Origin of the sequence: Polaromonas sp. (assembly GCF_039932935.1) — a bacterium.
GTDB lineage: Bacteria > Pseudomonadota > Gammaproteobacteria > Burkholderiales > Burkholderiaceae_C > Polaromonas.
This window is the reverse complement of record NZ_JBDTPB010000106.1, coordinates 58,026-75,240: the sequence shown is the minus strand read 5'-3', so window position 1 is coordinate 75,240 and position 17,215 is coordinate 58,026. Positions and strand designations below refer to the sequence as shown.

The 17,215-nt window shown below is 61.8% G+C and carries 14 protein-coding genes; all 14 read left to right on the top strand.

What is annotated here, in order from left to right:
• On the top strand, window positions 1-1,772 hold a 1,772-nt coding region (gene sdhA, locus ABI546_RS17755; protein WP_348048660.1), incomplete at its 5' end, for a succinate dehydrogenase flavoprotein subunit.
• Between the two features lie 52 nt (window positions 1,773-1,824).
• Window positions 1,825-2,529 (top strand): succinate dehydrogenase iron-sulfur subunit, encoded by a 705-nt coding sequence (locus ABI546_RS17750; RefSeq protein ID WP_348048659.1) that lies wholly within the window; start codon window positions 1,825-1,827, stop codon window positions 2,527-2,529.
• Between the two features lie 149 nt (window positions 2,530-2,678).
• Complete coding sequence (locus ABI546_RS17745; protein ID WP_348048658.1) at window positions 2,679-2,987, top strand: succinate dehydrogenase assembly factor 2; 309 nt, start codon at window positions 2,679-2,681, stop codon at window positions 2,985-2,987.
• Between the two features lie 50 nt (window positions 2,988-3,037).
• A complete protein-coding gene (gene gltA, locus ABI546_RS17740) occupies window positions 3,038-4,348 on the top strand; it encodes a citrate synthase (protein WP_348048656.1) in 1,311 nt (436 codons plus the stop codon).
• Window positions 4,349-4,645: 297 nt separating this feature from the next.
• Window positions 4,646-5,623 carry a LysR family transcriptional regulator gene (locus ABI546_RS17735; protein ID WP_348048654.1) on the top strand — a complete coding sequence of 326 codons (978 nt, stop codon included), beginning with the start codon at window positions 4,646-4,648 and terminating at the stop codon, window positions 5,621-5,623.
• A 67-nt stretch (window positions 5,624-5,690) separates the two neighbouring features.
• Entirely contained in the window at window positions 5,691-7,112 is a 1,422-nt protein-coding gene (leuC, locus tag ABI546_RS17730; protein WP_348048652.1) for a 3-isopropylmalate dehydratase large subunit, read from the top strand.
• Between the two features lie 11 nt (window positions 7,113-7,123).
• Window positions 7,124-7,774: a 3-isopropylmalate dehydratase small subunit gene (leuD, locus tag ABI546_RS17725; protein ID WP_348048650.1), complete on the top strand. Its 651-nt coding sequence runs from the start codon at window positions 7,124-7,126 to the stop codon at window positions 7,772-7,774.
• Between the two features lie 67 nt (window positions 7,775-7,841).
• Window positions 7,842-8,927: a 3-isopropylmalate dehydrogenase gene (gene leuB / locus ABI546_RS17720; protein ID WP_348048648.1), complete on the top strand. Its 1,086-nt coding sequence runs from the start codon at window positions 7,842-7,844 to the stop codon at window positions 8,925-8,927.
• 295 nt (window positions 8,928-9,222) lie between these two features.
• Window positions 9,223-10,362, top strand: coding sequence for an aspartate-semialdehyde dehydrogenase (gene asd, locus ABI546_RS17715; protein ID WP_348048646.1), 1,140 nt, complete (start codon window positions 9,223-9,225; stop codon window positions 10,360-10,362).
• A 253-nt stretch (window positions 10,363-10,615) separates the two neighbouring features.
• Window positions 10,616-13,288, top strand: coding sequence for a FimV/HubP family polar landmark protein (locus ABI546_RS17710; RefSeq protein WP_348048644.1), 2,673 nt, complete (start codon window positions 10,616-10,618; stop codon window positions 13,286-13,288).
• Window positions 13,289-13,336: 48 nt separating this feature from the next.
• On the top strand, window positions 13,337-14,131 hold the full coding sequence (truA, locus tag ABI546_RS17705; protein WP_348048642.1) for a tRNA pseudouridine(38-40) synthase TruA: 795 nt from the start codon (window positions 13,337-13,339) through the stop codon (window positions 14,129-14,131).
• 220 nt (window positions 14,132-14,351) lie between these two features.
• Window positions 14,352-15,083, top strand: a complete 732-nt coding sequence (locus tag ABI546_RS17700) for a phosphoribosylanthranilate isomerase (RefSeq protein WP_348048640.1) — start codon at window positions 14,352-14,354, stop codon at window positions 15,081-15,083.
• Entirely contained in the window at window positions 15,061-16,362 is a 1,302-nt protein-coding gene (trpB, locus tag ABI546_RS17695; RefSeq protein ID WP_348048638.1) for a tryptophan synthase subunit beta, read from the top strand. Before ABI546_RS17700 ends, trpB begins: the two co-directional genes overlap by 23 nt.
• On the top strand, window positions 16,359-17,177 hold the full coding sequence (gene trpA, locus ABI546_RS17690; protein WP_348048636.1) for a tryptophan synthase subunit alpha: 819 nt from the start codon (window positions 16,359-16,361) through the stop codon (window positions 17,175-17,177). Before trpB ends, trpA begins: the two co-directional genes overlap by 4 nt.
• Window positions 17,178-17,215 lie beyond the last annotated feature (38 nt).

Genomic DNA, 17,215 nt, shown 5'->3' with positions numbered 1-17,215 from the left:
CCAAGCGCAAATTTGACGTCGTCATCGTCGGTGCCGGCGGCTCCGGCATGCGCGCATCGCTGCAGCTGGCGCGTGCCGGCCTGAACGTTGCCGTGCTGTCCAAAGTGTTCCCCACCCGCTCGCACACCGTTGCAGCGCAGGGCGGCATCGGCGCCTCGCTCGGCAACATGAGCGAAGACAACTGGCACTACCACTTCTACGACACCGTCAAGGGCTCCGACTGGCTCGGCGACCAGGACGCGATTGAGTACATGTGCCGCGAAGCGCCCAAGGTCGTTTATGACCTTGAGCACATGGGCATGCCGTTTGACCGCAACCCCGACGGCACGATTTACCAGCGTCCTTTTGGCGGCCACACCGCCAACTACGGCGAAAAACCCGTGCAGCGCGCCTGCGCCGCGGCTGACCGCACCGGCCACGCCATGCTGCACACGCTGTACCAGCAAAACGTCAAGGAAAAGACCAGCTTCTTCGTCGAGTGGATGGCGCTGGACCTGATCCGCGACGCCAACGGCGACGTCGTGGGCGTGACCGCCCTCGAAATGGAAACCGGCGACGTCCACATTTTTGAAGCCAAGACCACGCTGCTGGCCACCGGCGGCGCCGGCCGCATTTTTGCCGCATCGACCAATGCCTTCATCAACACCGGCGACGGCCTGGGCATGGCGGCGCGCGCCGGCATCCCGCTCGAAGACATGGAGTTCTGGCAGTTCCACCCGACCGGCGTGGCCGGCGCCGGCGTGTTGCTGACCGAAGGCTGCCGCGGCGAAGGCGCAATTTTGCGCAACAGCAACGGCGAACGCTTCATGGAGCGCTATGCGCCCACGCTGAAAGACCTGGCGCCGCGCGACTTCGTCTCGCGCTCCATGGACCAGGAAATCAAGGAAGGCCGCGGCTGCGGCCCCAACAAGGACTACATCCTGCTGGACATGACCCATCTGGGCGTGGACGCCATCATGAAGCGCCTGCCTTCGGTGTTCGAGATCGGCCACAACTTCGCCAACGTCGACATCACCAAGGAACCCATTCCTGTAGTGCCCACCATTCACTACCAGATGGGCGGCATCCCGACCAACATCCACGGCCAGGTCGTCACGCAAGACGCCAACAACCACAGCCAGGTCGTTAACGGTCTGTACGCGGTGGGTGAATGCTCCTGCGTCAGCGTGCACGGCGCCAACCGCCTGGGCACCAACTCGCTGCTCGATTTGCTGGTGTTCGGTAAAGCAGCCGGCAACCACATTGTCGAATTCGCCAAGACCACCACGCACAAACCGCTGCCCGCCGACGCGGCCGACAAAACCCTGGCCCGCATCGCGCGCCTGGACAACGCGACCGACGGCGAATATGCACAAGACGTGGCCAACGACCTGCGCGCCGCCATGCAGCAGCACGCCGGCGTCTTCCGCACGCAAGCCATCATGGACGAAGGCGTGGCCAAGATCGCCGCCCTGCGCGCGCGCGTCAACAGCATTGGCCTGAAAGACAAGTCGAAGATCTTCAACACCGCGCGCATTGAAGCGCTCGAGGTCGAGAACCTGATCGAAGCCGCGCAGGCCACCATCGTCTCGGCCGCCGCCCGCCAGGAAAGCCGCGGCGCCCATTCGGTCGACGATTACGGCGACACGCCGGAGCACCCGAACGGCCGCAACGACACCGAATGGCACAAGCACACGCTGTGGTACAGCGAAGGCAGCCGCCTGGCCTACAAGCCAGTGCAGATGAAGCCACTGACCGTCGAGTCCGTGCCGCTGAAAACGCGTACGTTCTAAAAACGGCAGATCCACAGACGGCACTGCGACCCCACAAGAAGCGAGAAACCCCATGACCAAACGCACCTTCAAGATCTACCGCTACGACCCCGACACCGATGCGAAGCCCTACATGCAGACCATCGAGGTCGAGCTCGATGGCCAGGAGCGCATGCTGCTGGATGCGCTCATGAAGCTGAAGGCCCAGGACCCGACCATCAGCTTTCGCCGCTCGTGCCGCGAAGGCGTGTGTGGCTCCGATGCGATGAACATCAACGGCAAGAATGGTTTGGCGTGCCTGACCAATATGCGCACGCTGCCTGACGTGATCACGCTCAAGCCGCTGCCTGGCCTGCCGGTGGTGCGCGACCTGATCGTCGACATGACGGACTTCTTCAAGCAGTACAACTCGATCAAGCCCTACCTGATCAACGACAACGTACCGCCCGAAAAAGAACGCCTGCAGAGCCCGGAAGAGCGCGATGAGCTCAACGGCCTCTATGAGTGCATTCTGTGCGCCAGTTGCTCCACGTCGTGCCCGAGCTTCTGGTGGAACCCCGACAAGTTCGTCGGCCCGGCCGGCCTGCTGCAGGCCTACCGCTTCATCGCCGACAGCCGCGACGAAGCCACGGGCGAGCGCCTGGACAATCTTGAAGACCCGTACCGCCTGTTCCGCTGCCACACCATCATGAACTGCGTCGATGTCTGCCCCAAGGGACTGAACCCGACGAAAGCCATCGGCAAGATCAAGGAAATGATGGTCCTGCGCGCAGTCTAAATATGGCCCCCACGCTTGTCGCTTCGAGTACTACGCTGCCCCCCGAGGGGGCCGCTGCGCCTGCGGCCCGGCAAAGCCGGTTCCGCGGCCCCTGCTGGTGTGGGACCTCAGCCTTCGCTTTGCTCGGCGGCGAAACCTCTACCTGAACCATGCAAGCCGCAGAAGAATTGCTTGATGAAAGAGGCCTGAGCAAGCTCAAGTGGCGCTGCCGACGCGGGCTGCTCGAAAACGACCTGCTGATTGAGCGCTTTTTTCAGGGGCATGAGGCCACGCTAACCGTCAGGCAGGCTAAAGGGTTGAGTGATTTAATGGATCTGTCCGACAACGATTTGCTGGACTTGCTGTTAAAACGAAAAGTTGCTGCTCAGCTCCCTGATGAAGCGGCCAAGGCAAGTGCCTCTACTTCTGAAGCCCATGAAGTTTTAAAGTTGCTGCAGCCCGCAGCGCCGACTCCTTGATTCCGCGCCCGTCACCCCATTGACACTGATACGAAAGAAAGAAGCAAGAAATGAAGCTAGCCGACAACAAAGCCACCCTGTCCTTCAGCAACGGCAATCCGAGCATCGATTTGCCGGTGTACCAGGGCAATGTAGGTCCGGACGTCGTGGACATCCGCAAGCTCTACGCGCAAACCGGCATGTTCACCTATGACCCGGGCTTTCTGTCGACCGCGTCGTGCCAGTCGGCCATCACCTACATTGACGGTGACAAGGGCGAGCTGCTGTACCGCGGCTACCCCATCGAGCAGTTGGCTACCAACTGCGACTACATGGAAACCTGCCACCTGCTGCTGTACGGTGAGCTGCCCAACGCCGACCAGAAGACGGACTTCGTCAGCCGTGTGACCAACCACACCATGGTCAACGAGCAGATGCAGTTCTTCCTGCGCGGCTTCCGCCGTGACGCGCACCCGATGGCCATCATGACCGGCCTGGTCGGCGCCCTGTCGGCCTTCTACCATGACAGCACCGACATCACGAACCCTGAGCACCGCGACATTTCGGCCATTCGCCTGATCGCCAAGATGCCCACGCTGGTCGCCATGGCTTACAAGTACACCGTGGGCCAGCCCTACATGTACCCCAAGAACAACCTGAGCTACGCCGGCAACTTCCTGCACATGATGTTTGCCACGCCGTGCGAAGAGTACAAGGTCAACCCGGTGCTCGAACGCGCACTGGACCGCATTTTCATGCTGCACGCAGACCACGAGCAAAACGCTTCAACGTCTACTGTGCGCCTGTGCGGCTCGTCCGGCACCAACCCGTTTGCCGCGATTGCAGCCGGTGTGGCCTGCCTCTGGGGCCCGGCCCACGGCGGCGCCAACGAAGCGGCCCTCAACATGCTGGGTGACATCCAGAAGCAAGGCGGCGTCGAGAAAATCGGCGAGTTCATCAAGCAGGTGAAGGACAAGAGTTCCGGCGTCAAGCTGATGGGCTTTGGCCACCGCGTCTACAAAAACTACGATCCGCGCGCCAAGCTCATGCAGGAAACCTGCAAGGAAGTGCTGAAAGAAATGGGCCTCGAAAACGACCCGCTCTTCAAGCTGGCCATGGCCCTGGAAAAGATCGCCCTGGAAGACGACTACTTCGTCTCGCGCAAGCTCTACCCCAACGTGGACTTCTACTCCGGCATCGTTCAGCGCGCCATCGGCATTCCGGTTCCGCTGTTCACCGCCGTGTTTGCGCTGGCCCGCACGGTCGGCTGGATCGCCCAGCTCAACGAAATGATCGGCGACCCTGAGTACAAGATCGGCCGTCCACGCCAGCTGTTTACCGGCTCCACGACCCGTCAGGTTATGCCGTTGGCCAAGCGCTAAGCCGCCGCGCGCGTACGCAAAGCCCGCCCATGGCAACATCGGCGGGCTTTTTTACGCCCTGGATTTCGCGGAGCCTCCCCACGCGGCACCGACTATGCCCCTTGTTGCTACAGTTTTGATAGCTGCTTGCGCTCGTCCTGATTGGCTTAAGGCATCAAAACACTGAAAATCCAAGCTCCACTGACCGAAAACGCCCATTGGCAGGCTGGTCATCGCGTATTGCGATGACAAATGCAAGTTCTTGGTAGCAAAATAGCGCGTCATCGTCGCCATACGCGATGACGAACGCCCCACACCATGAAAAGCTCCGAACGCAACTTTGCCCGCCGCATTGACCTGACCTCGCTTCAGCTCTTTGTAGCTGTGTGCGAGCTGGGCAGCATCGGCAAGGCGGCTGAGCGCGAATTCATCGCGGCCTCGGCGGTGAGCAAGCGCCTCAGCGACCTCGAAGCCACGCTGGACACACCGCTGCTCTATCGCCACACCCGCGGGGTTGATTTGACGCCCGCCGGCGAAAGCCTGTTGCACCATGCGCGTTCGGTGCTGTTCAGCCTCGAGAAAATGCAAAGCGAGCTCAGCGAATACGCCGACGGCGTGCGCGGCCATGTGCGCGTGCACGCCAGTATCTCGGCCATCGTGCAGTTTTTGCCGGAAGACCTGGGCGCCTTCACCCGCGAACACTCTGGCATCAAGATCGACCTGGAAGAACACCTGAGTACCGAGGTGGTCAGGGCCGTGCAGGAAGGCGCGGCCGACCTCGGCATCTGCAACACCGCCGACGGCGCGGGCGACCTGCAGGTGCTGCCCTACCGCACCGACAAATTGGTGCTGATTGTGCCCAGGGGCCACGCGCTGTGTGCGCAAGGCGCTATCAAATTTGAAGCAGCGCTGGACTACGACCAGGTCGGATTGCATTCCAACAGCTCGATTTACCTGGCGATGCGCGAGGCTGCCGCGCGGCTGGGCCGGACCATCAAGCTGCGCATCCACGTGACCGGCCTGGACGCCATGTGCCGCATGATCCATAACGGCCTGGGCGTGGGTGTAATGCCGCAACGCGCGTTCGAGCTCATGCACGGTGTTGGCGAGCTCGAATCGGTGCCGCTGCTGGACGCCTGGGCCGAGCGCCAGATCCAGCTGGTGGCACGCGACTTTTCCACATTGCCCTTGACCGCGCGGCTGCTGGTGGAACACCTGACACAGCCCGCGGCACCACAAACCCATGCAGCCCAAATTGGGAAAACCGCAGCCATTGCCATGAATGCAGCGGCCTAAAATCACGCACCACGACAAACGACCAGCAACAAGCTACGCCGACTACAAGAGACCACGAAGGAAAACCATGGGACGCACCCTCTACGACAAAATCTGGGACGAGCACGTCGTTCATACCGAAGAAGACGGCACCGCCATCCTCTACATCGACCGGCACCTGGTGCACGAAGTCACCAGCCCACAGGCTTTTGAAGGCCTGCGCGAGGCCGGCCGCAAGGTCTGGCGCATCAGCTCCATCGTCGCCACCGCCGACCACAACACGCCCACCACCGGCTGGGAGCTCGGCTACGACGGCATCACCGACCTGGTGAGCAAAGAGCAGATCACCACGCTGGACAGCAACATCAAGGAATTCGGCGCCGCGGCCTTCTTCCCCTTCCTCTCCAAGCGCCAGGGCATCGTGCACGTGATCGGCCCTGAAAGCGGCGCCACGCTGCCCGGCATGACGGTCGTCTGCGGCGACTCGCACACCTCCACGCATGGCGCTTTCGGCGCACTGGCGCACGGCATCGGCACCAGCGAGGTCGAGCACGTGATGGCGACGCAAACCTTGCTGGCCAAAAAAGCCAAAAACATGCTTGTCAAAGTCGAAGGCAAGCTCGCCCCCGGCTTGACGGGTAAAGACATCGTGCTGGCCATCATCGGCAAGATCGGCACCGCAGGCGGTACCGGTTACACCATTGAATTTGCCGGCGCTGCGATTCGCGCGCTCAGCATGGAAGGCCGCATGACGGTCTGCAACATGGCGATTGAAGCGGGCGCGCGCGCCGGCCTGGTCGCGGTGGACCAAAAGACGATTGACTACGTCAAAGGCCGTTTGCTCTCGCCCACCGGCGTTGAATGGGACATGGCCGTCAAATACTGGAACACGCTGCAGTCCGACGCCGACGCCAAATTCGACGCGGTGGTCGAGCTCGACGCCAGCGAAATCCTGCCGCAGGTGACCTGGGGCACCTCGCCCGAGATGGTGCTGTCGATCAACGACCGTGTGCCCGACCCCGACAAGGAAAAAGACGCCAACAAGCGCGACGCTATTGAGCGCGCCTTGAAGTACATGGGCCTGGAGCCCGGCAAGGCGCTCAACGACTTGTATGTCGACAAGGTGTTCATCGGCTCCTGCACCAACAGCCGCATTGAAGACATGCGCGAGGCGGCCGCCATCATCAAGAAGATCGGCCAGAAGGTTGCCAAAAACGTCAAGCTGGCCCTGGTCGTTCCGGGCTCGGGCCTGGTCAAGGAACAGGCCGAGCGCGAAGGCCTGGACAAGATTTTTGTGGCCGCCGGCTTCGAATGGCGCGAGCCAGGCTGCTCGATGTGCCTGGCCATGAACGCCGACCGGCTGGAGCCGGGTGAGCGTTGTGCCTCTACCAGCAACCGCAACTTCGAAGGTCGCCAGGGCGCCGGTGGGCGGACCCACTTGGTCAGTCCGGCGATGGCAGCCGCGGCCGCCGTGCACGGCCATTTCATCGATATTCGGAAATTCTCTTAAAGAGCAGCACCATGCAGAAATTCACCGTACACAAGGGCCTGGTCGCCCCCATGGACCGCGAGAACGTCGACACCGACGCCATCATTCCCAAGCAGTTCCTCAAGTCCATCCGCAAGACCGGCTTCGGCCCCAACCTGTTTGACGAGTGGCGTTACCTGGACGCGGGCTTTCCCGGCCAGGACCCGACCACGCGCAAACCCAACCCCGACTTTGTACTGAACCAGCCGCGCTATGCGGGCGCGTCCATCCTGCTGGCGCGCAAGAACTTTGGCTGCGGCTCTTCGCGCGAGCACGCGCCCTGGGCGCTGGACCAATACGGCTTTCGCGCCATCATTGCGCCCAGCTATGCCGACATCTTTTTCAACAACAGCTTCAAGAACGGCCTCTTGCCCATCGTGTTGCCCGAGGCACAAGTGGCGCAGCTGTTCGACGAAGCGCTGGCCTTCCCGGGCTACCAGCTCACGGTCGACCTGGAGCGCCAGGTCATCGTGAAGCCACAGGGCGAAGAGCTCCCGTTCGACGTGCAGGCTTTCCGCAAATACTGCCTGCTCAACGGCCTGGACGACATCGGCCTGACCTTGCGCCAGAGCGACAAGATCAAGGCCTTTGAAGCCGAGCGCCTGGCGACCAAGCCATGGCTGAACCACACGGTGGCCGGCTAAATTAACAACATATTCGTGCTCTAGCCCAATAGGGACGAGCGCAAGCAGCTATTAAAAAGTGAGCAAAATGAAAATCGCAATTCTCCCGGGTGACGGCATCGGCACCGAAATCGTCGCGGAAGCCGTCAAGGTATTGAAAGCACTCGACCTCAAGTTTGAAACCGAAAGCGCGCTGGTAGGCGGCGTCGCCTACGAAGCGCACGGCCACCCTTTGCCCGAAGCCACGCTCAAGCTCGCCAAAGAGTCCGACGCCGTGCTGTTCGGCGCCGTCGGCGACTGGAAATACGACAAGCTGGACAGGCCGCTGCGCCCGGAGCAGGCCATCCTGGGCCTGCGCAAGAACCTGGGCCTCTTTGCCAACTTCCGCCCGGCGATTTGTTACGCGCAGCTGGTCGATGCCTCCAGCCTCAAGCGCGAACTGGTGTCGGGCCTGGACATCCTCATCATCCGAGAGCTGACCGGCGACATCTACTTCGGCCAGCCACGCGGCCGGCGCGTCTCACCCGACGGCCACTTCCCCGGCGCGGAAGAAGCTTTTGACACCATGCGCTACTCGCGCCCCGAGATCGAGCGCATCGCCCACGTCGCCTTCCAGGCGGCACGCAAGCGCAAAGCCTCAGGCGGAGAAGGACGCGTCACCAGCGTCGACAAGGCCAACGTGCTGGAGACCTTCCAGCTCTGGAAAGACGTGGTGACCGAAGTCGGACTGCAATACCCCGACATCGCGCTGGACCATATGTATGTGGACAACGCCGCCATGCAGCTGGTCAAGGCACCCAAGAAGTTCGACGTGGTCGTGACCGGCAACATGTTCGGCGACATCCTGTCTGACGCCGCCGCCATGCTGACCGGCTCCATCGGCATGCTGCCTTCAGCCAGCCTGAACGACAAAAACCAGGGCCTGTACGAACCCAGCCACGGCAGCGCCCCCGACATCGCCGGCAAAGGCGTGGCCAACCCGCTGGCCACCATCCTGAGCGCGGCGATGATGCTGCGCTTCAGCCTGAACCAGCCCGAAGCTGCTGGTCGCATCGAAAAAGCTGTGGATGCCGTGCTGACGCAAGGGCTGCGCACGCCGGACATCTACAGCGAAGGTACGACCAAAGTCGGCACCGTCGAGATGGGCAACGCCGTCGTCAAAGCACTGGGCTAACCCCTTTGCTGATGCTTTTTTGCCGCAAACCTGCCTGAAAACAACCTTTTCAGGCAGGTTTGAGGCCGCTTCTGGCCAGTACAAACGCCAGCCTGGCTACAATCAACACCATGTTTAAGAACCTCGCATCCATCCGCCTCGTCGCCGCTTCGTGCGCGACCAGCGCTGCGCCGGTTTTTAGCCAGATCACCAAAACGACCACCATTAAAGGCTAGCAAGCCTGGTTCGTCGTGCCCTCCCGGCTCGATGAGCCGGGCCAAAAAGCCTTATTTTTGACTTTTTGAAGGGCAACGCAATGAAACTCACAGGCAATCTCACGGGTCTCGTCGGCTGGCGCGGCATGGTTGGCTCAGTCCTGATCGACCGCATGCAGGCCGAAGGCGACTTCGACCTGATCGAGCCGGTGTTCTTCTCGACCTCCAACGCGGGCGGCAAAGCCCCCGCGCAGGCGAAGAACGAAACCACGCTGAAGAACGCCTTTGACATTGAAGCGCTCAAGAAGTGCGACATCATCATCACGGCACAGGGCGGCGACTACACCTCTGAAGTCTTCCCCAAGCTGCGCGCTGCCGGCTGGACGGGTCACTGGATTGACGCGGCCTCCACGCTGCGCATGAACGACGACGCCATCATCATTCTGGATCCGGTCAACCTGCCCGTGATCCAGAACGCGATGTCCAAGGGTGGCAAAAACTGGATTGGCGGCAACTGCACGGTCAGCTGCATGCTGATGGGCGTGGGTGCGCTCTACAAGGCCGGCCTGGTCGAGTGGATGACCAGCATGACTTACCAGGCAGCCTCGGGCGGCGGCGCGCAGCATATGCGCGAACTGCTCACGCAATACGGCACCCTCAACGCCGAAGTGCGCGCCCTGCTGGACGATCCGAAATCGGCCATCCTCGAAATCGACCGCCGCGTGTTGGCCAAACAACAATCGCTTGGCAGCGACGAAACCGCCAACTTCGGCGTGCCGCTGGGCGGCTCGCTGATCCCCTGGATCGACAAGGACTTGGGCGACGGCATGAGCAAGGAAGAGTGGAAGGGCGGCGCGGAGACCAACAAGATCCTGGGCCAGGGCGCCAGCTTCGGTACGGCTGAAACCCCCGTCGACGGCTTCTGCGTACGCATTGGCGCCATGCGCTGCCACAGCCAGGCGCTGACCTTCAAATTGAAGAAGGACGTGCCGCTGGCCGATATCGAGGCGATGATCGCCGCCGACAACGAATGGGTCAAAGTCGTTCCCAACACGCGTGAGGCCTCCATCAAAGACCTCACGCCGGTGGCGGTGACGGGCACCATGCAAATCCCGGTGGGCCGCCTGCGCAAACTGGCGATGGGCCCCGACTACCTCGGAGCCTTCACGGTGGGCGATCAGTTGCTTTGGGGTGCGGCCGAACCGCTGCGCCGCATGCTTCGCATCCTGCTTCAGGCCTGAACTAATTGACGTGAGCGGTCGCCAACATTCGGTCGCTCATCCGTAACCACTTGTTTCCGTGCGTTGTCGTCCGACAACATCTTGAACTTGTAAGTTGATGCTAACTCGATGTGTCAAAACTTAAGTGGTGTCTTAGCTTGTCAGCCTAATGCCTTGATGTTAAGGTTGTTTTTCGAAAATTCGCATCGAGGTTTTTGTGCGCTTAAGCAGAATAAAGTTACATGCAGACCGAGCACTGGAGGCTCCCAACCCCATGAATAAACGCGGTCGTTGGCGTATTGGCGCCCTGGCAAGTGCCATTGCATTGCTGGGCAGCCTGGCAAGTCTTGAAGCCCATGCGCTTGCGCTGGGCCGTGTCACCGTCCAATCAGCGCTGGGTGAACCCCTTCGCGCTGAAATCGACATCACGGACCTCAAGCCCGATGAAGCAACCAGCCTGCGCGCCGGTGTTGCTCCGGCCGAAGCCTTCAAGGCAGCCGGCATGGAATACGGCTCGGTGGTGACGGGTGTCGAAGTCAGCCTGCAACGCCGGACGGACGGACGGGCTTTTCTGCGCTTGAGCAGCAATCGCCCCGTGACCGAGCCATTTGTGGACCTCATCCTGGAGGCCAACTGGGCAAACGGGCGAATCACGCGTGATTACACGATGCTGTTTGATCCACCCGCCCTGCGCTCCGGCAGCTCAGCGGTTTCGCCTACAGCGCCCATCCTGTCCCGGCCCGGCACGGCTACAGCGCCGCCGGCCAAAGGCATCTCATCGATTCCCTATTCCCCTGCTACCCCTTCAAGCCCATCGACAAGGCCAGCGCCTGTCCCCCGGGCTTCTACGGCCAAGGTGGAAAAAGCCCCTTCCGGCGATACCCAGGTCACCGTCAAGGCCGGTGACACCGCAGGCAAAATCGCCGCGCAGAACAAACCTGCGAGCGTGTCGCTTGACCAGATGCTGGTTGCGCTGCTGCGCAGCAATCCAGATGCCTTTATCGGCGGCAATGTGAACCGCATCAAGTCGGGCGCCGTGCTCGACATCCCGACTGCGGAATCCGCCAGCGCCATTTCCTCGGGCGAAGCGACCCAGACCATCGTCGCGCAAAGCAAGGACTTCAACACTTTCCGCCGCAAACTCGCGGAGGGCGTCCCTGTTACACAGATCGCCGGTGCCAATCGTCAGGCCGGCGGCAAGGTAGAGGCCAAAGTAGAAGACCGTGCGCCTGCCAGCGCAACGCCCGACAAGCTCACCTTGTCCAAGGGAGCCGTGCAGGGCAAGCCCGCAACAGCCGCCGAAGAAAAAATCGCCAAAGACCGTCAGGCCAAAGAAGCCTCGACACGAGTCGCGGAACTGTCCAAAAACATCAACGACCTCAACAAACTCGGAAGCGGCCCTGCAGCGGCGCCCGCCGCCAGTGCGGCCAAAACCCCTGGTGTGGCAGTTCCAGCCCCAACCAGTGTCACGGCACCCGTGCCGGCGGCACCTCCCGCGGCTGTGGCAACCGCAGCCCCCGCATCGGCAACAACCTCTACAAGCACTGCCGCGCCGGCCGCCGCCTTGGCCCCCGCCTCCGCGGCATCTGCCGCGACCGCCACCATTGCGGACCCACTCGCAGCAGCGTCACAGCCCGCATCTGCGGCAAGCGCTCCCGCTATACCGGTTGTCACTGTCCCAGTCGCACCGAAAAAGCCGGTTGTGGTGCCCCCACCCCCACCTGAACCCAGCCTGATCGACGAACTCCTGGAAAACCCGCTGGTGTTGCCGCTGGCCGGTGGTCTGCTGCTGTTGCTGGCCGGATTTGGTTTCTACCGTTACCGCCAGCGCGGCGGCGGCGCCCAGGTTGATAGCTCGTTTCTTGAAAGCCGGTTGCAGCCCGATTCTTTTTTCGGCGCCAGCGGCGGCCAAAGAATTGACACGAATGAAGGCAATGCCACGGGCTCGTCCCTGGTGTATTCGCCCAGTCAATTGGATGCCGCTGGCGACGTAGACCCCGTAGCCGAAGCCGATGTTTACCTCGCATATGGACGCGACCTGCAGGCCGAAGAAATCCTGAAGGAGGCAATGCGAACCAGCCCGATGCGCGTGGCCATTCATGCCAAGCTCATGGAAATCTACGCCAAACGCCGCGACACCAAGGCGTTTGAAACCGTCGCCATTGAAGCCTTCAACCTCACCCACGGCAGCGGCCCTGAGTGGGCGTACATCACTGAGCTGGGCCGCGAACTGGACCCCGCAAATCCGATGTACCAACCCGGCGGCCAGCCTGCCGGAACAGCCCCTGCCGGCGGCACATCAGCATTCAGCCCGGGTGGCACTGTGGCCATGGTGGCCCAGCCAGTCAATGTCCCTGCGCCCAATCCTGCCGTGGACGTTGATCTGGACCTGGATTTCTCGCTCGGCGATGAACCCCACGCCGCAACAACCCCTGTTCCTATCTCTGTGTCCGCCCCTGCGCCCAAGCCCGAGCCCGCCAGCGCACTGAACATGGATTTCAGCAGCGCCACGGTTGCCATGCCTGCGGTGAAGCCGCCAGTTTCCGCTGCGGCAAAACCCGCTGAAGCAGCACCAGAGATTTCCTTTCTCGCAGAAGGGCTGAACTTTGAACCCGAGCCATTCGTTCCGCCCGCCAAACCGGTTGCACCGGTCAAAGCAGCGGCAGCTCCGGCACCAGCGCCGGCCGCCGCCGACAGCGGCATGCTCGAATTCGACTTGGGGTCCCTCTCGCTTGATCTGAACGGCCCCACGACGGAAAGCCCATCCCCCGCGGTTGAAGCCTCCTCGTCCTCCGATGATCCGCTTGAGACCAAGTTCATGTTGGCAGAAGAGTTCCGCTCGCTGGGTGACACGGACGGCGCCCGGTCTCTGGCCGAGGAAGTACTGGCCGAAGCCAGCGGTCCCCTGAAAGTCAAGGCACAGGCGTTCCTGAACGCCCTGTCTTGAGCGCGGCCTGAACGCACTGCGTTCACTGCGCGCCAGCAGGTGCCAACCGTGAGGATTGCCCTTGGCGTCAGCTACAGCGGCAGCGCCTACGAGGGCTGGCAAAGCCAGCTCTCGGGCAACACCGTGCAGGACAAACTGGAGCTGGCGTTGGCAAAGTTTGCCGCCCAGCCGATTCGCACTCTCTGCTGCGGACGCACCGATGCCGGCGTGCACGCGCTGATGCAGGTTGTGCACTTTGATACGCCACTGCAGCGCGATATTGCCTCATGGGTGCGTGGCGCCAACACCTTTTTGCCCCGCGACATCGCAGTGCAATGGGCGCGCGAGGTCCCCGACGAATTTCATTGCCGCGGCAGCGCCGTTGCGCGCAGGTATGCCTATGTGGTGCTGGAATCGCCGGTGCGCCCCAGTGTTGAGGCCGGACGCGTCGGCTGGGTCTACCGGCCGCTGGACGGCGCCGCCATGCGGCAAGCCATCACGCACCTCATTGGCGAACATGACTTCAGCTCTTTCAGGGCCGCGCAATGCCAGGCCAAGTCACCCGTCAAAACGATCAGCCGGATTGATATTTCCGAGCGTGCCGGTACGGGGTCCAAATACTGGCGTTTTGAGTTCGAAGCCAATGCCTTTTTGCACCACATGATCCGCAACATCATGGGTTGCCTGGTGGCGATCGGCCAAGGAAGCTACCCGCCTGGCTGGTTAGCCGAAGTGAGGGACGCACGCAGCCGCGATGCCGCAGCACCTACTTTTTCACCGGATGGCTTGTACTTTTTAGGGCCGGTTTACGAAGACCACTACGGCTTGCCGGTTCGCACGGCGGCCTATGATTGGCTTCCATGACTGCCCCCACGCTTTTCACTTCGTGTAACACGCGAGGCCTTGCAGGCCGCCGCTCGCCAGAGGCTTCGCTTCTGTCGCCTGTCCAAGCCTGCGCAGGCAGGTTTGGAGCCGCAGGCTCCAGCCCCGGGGGGGCCGCTGCGCCTGTGGACCGGCGAAGCCGGTTCCGCAGCCCCGGCTGGAATGAAGAGTTCCTGTGCCGTCCTCCGACGGGGGCCGGTTTATGACCTCTTCTGCGCCCCTGCGCACCCGGATCAAGATCTGCGGTCTCACCCGTGAGGAAGACGTGGACGCGGCTGTGGCCGCCGGAGCCGATGCGGTCGGTTTCGTGATGTACGAGGCCAGCCCGCGTTACATCACGGCTGAACGGGCGGCCGAACTCGCACGCCGCCTGCCCCCTTTTGTGACGCCGGTATTGCTCTTTGTCAACGCGCCCGCTACAAAAATCATAGCTGCTTGCGCACGTCTACCAACGGCTCTGCTGCAATTTCATGGAGAAGAAACGCCCGAGATATGTCTGGAAGCCGGCCGGCCCTTCATGCGCGCAGCGCGCATCCCGCTGGACGAAAAAACGACTGAAAATACCCCCAATAGCCCTGCCCGCTTCGATCTCGTAAAATACGCCCAAGACTTCAAGGCCGCACAAGCCATCCTGCTCGACGCTCATGTCGAAGGTTATGGTGGCGGCGGGAAAACATTCAATTGGTCACTTCTTCCTCCAAACGTCAGCGCTCACCTCGTTTTGTCTGGTGGATTGACGCCTGCAAACGTGATCGATGGCATTTTGCAAGTCAGGCCGCGTTGCACAACGCTGGCCGTTGATGTGAGTTCGGGCGTCGAGATTTCCAAGGGAATCAAAAGCGCCGACAAGATCAACCAGTTTGTCGCGGCCGTTCGCGCCGCCGACGAACTACTTGCAAAGAGTTCCAACCATGTACGAGTACCACCAGCCTGACGTTTCAGGCCATTTCGGAATTTACGGCGGCAGTTTTGTTTCAGAAACGCTGACCCACGCCATTAATGAGCTGAAAGACGCTTACGCCAAATACCAGCACGACCCGGAGTTCATCGCTGAATTCCATTCCGAGCTGACGCATTTCGTAGGCCGGCCCTCCCCGATCTACCACGCCGCGCGCATGAGCCGCGAACAGGGCGGCGCGCAGATTTACCTCAAGCGCGAAGACCTGAACCACACCGGTGCGCACAAAATCAACAACACCATTGGCCAGGCCATGCTGGCGCGCCGCATGGGCAAGCCGCGCGTCATCGCCGAAACCGGCGCCGGCCAGCACGGCGTGGCCACCGCCACTATCTGCGCCCGGTATGGCCTGGAATGCGTGGTCTACATGGGCAGCGAAGACGTCAAGCGCCAAAGCCCCAATGTTTACCGCATGAACCTGCTGGGCGCCACCGTGGTGCCGGTGACCAGCGGCAGCAAGACGCTGAAAGACGCGCTGAATGAAGCCATGCGCGACTGGGTCGCCAACGTGGACAACACCTTCTACATCATCGGCACGGTGGCAGGCCCACACCCCTACCCCATGATGGTTCGCGACTTTCAAAGCGTGATCGGCACCGAATGCCTGCAGCAGATGCCGGAATTCATCGGCAATCGGCAACCCGACGCGGTAATTGCCTGCGTAGGCGGCGGCAGCAACGCCATGGGCATCTTCCATCCCTACATCCAGCATGCCAAAACCCGCCTGATCGGGGTGGAGGCCGCTGGTGAAGGCCTGGAAAGCGGCAAGCATTCCGCCTCGCTGCAGCGCGGCCTGCCCGGCGTGCTGCATGGCAACCGCACCTATGTGCTGCAAAACGATGACGGCCAGGTTACCGAAACGCACAGCATCAGCGCGGGTCTCGATTACCCCGGCGTCGGCCCCGAACACGCTTTTCTGAAAGACATCGGCCGCGCCGAATATGTCGGCATCACCGACACCGAGGCGCTGGAAGCATTTCACTACCTCTGCCGCACCGAAGGCATCATCCCGGCGCTCGAATCAAGCCATGCCGTGGCCTGCGCCATGAAAATGGCCCGCAGCATGCGTCCAGACCAAAGCCTGCTCGTCAATTTGTCTGGACGGGGCGACAAGGACATAGGCACGGTGGCCGATCTTTCAGGCGCGGAGTTTTACGACCGGCCTTCGATGCGCGGTCTTTCCGTCAAAGGCGGCGCGGCTTCGGCAGCGTCGTTCGATGCCAGCGGCGCCAAGGGCAGCGGGGTGCAATCATGAGCCGCATTGCCACCACCTTCTCCGCGCTGAAAAACCAGGGCCGGAAGGCCTTGATCCCTTACGTCACAGCGGGCTTCCCGTTTGCAGACGTCACCCCCGAACTGATGCACGCCATGGTGGCCGGTGGCGCCGACGTGATTGAACTGGGCGTACCCTTTTCCGATCCCAGCGCCGACGGCCCCGTCATCCAGAAGGCCGGTGAAAAGGCCTTGTCTCTCGGTATCGGTCTGGCCCAGGTTCTGGAGATGGTGCGCCAGTTCCGCGCCCAAGACAGCTCAACCCCCGTCGTCCTGATGGGCTACGCCAACCCGGTCGAGCGCTACGACATCAAGCACGGCGGCAGCAAAACCGAGAGCGCGTTCATCCGCGACGCCGCAAAAGCCGGCGTGGACGGCGTGCTGATCGTCGACTATCCGCCTGAAGAATGTGTGGAATTTGCCGGCCGGCTGCGCGCGCACGGCATGGACCTGATCTTCCTGCTGGCTCCCACCAGCACCGACGCCCGCATGGCCCAGGTGGCCGAGGTCGCCAGCGGCTATGTGTATTACGTGTCGCTCAAAGGCGTAACAGGCGCCGGCACGCTGGACGTGGATGCCGTGGAGGCCATGCTGCCGCGCATCCGCAAGCATGTGAACGTGCCCGTGGGCGTAGGCTTCGGCATTCGCGACGCTGCCACGGCCAAAGCTATCGGCAAGGTGGCCGACGCGGTAGTGATCGGCAGCAAGATCATCCAGCTGATTGAAAACGAGCCACGAGACAAGGTCGCCGCGGTTGCGCATGACTTTTTGAAAGAAATTCGTACTGCTTTAGGCTGACTTTTGATGCCGCTTTTGCCGGACGAAACACCGGGTAA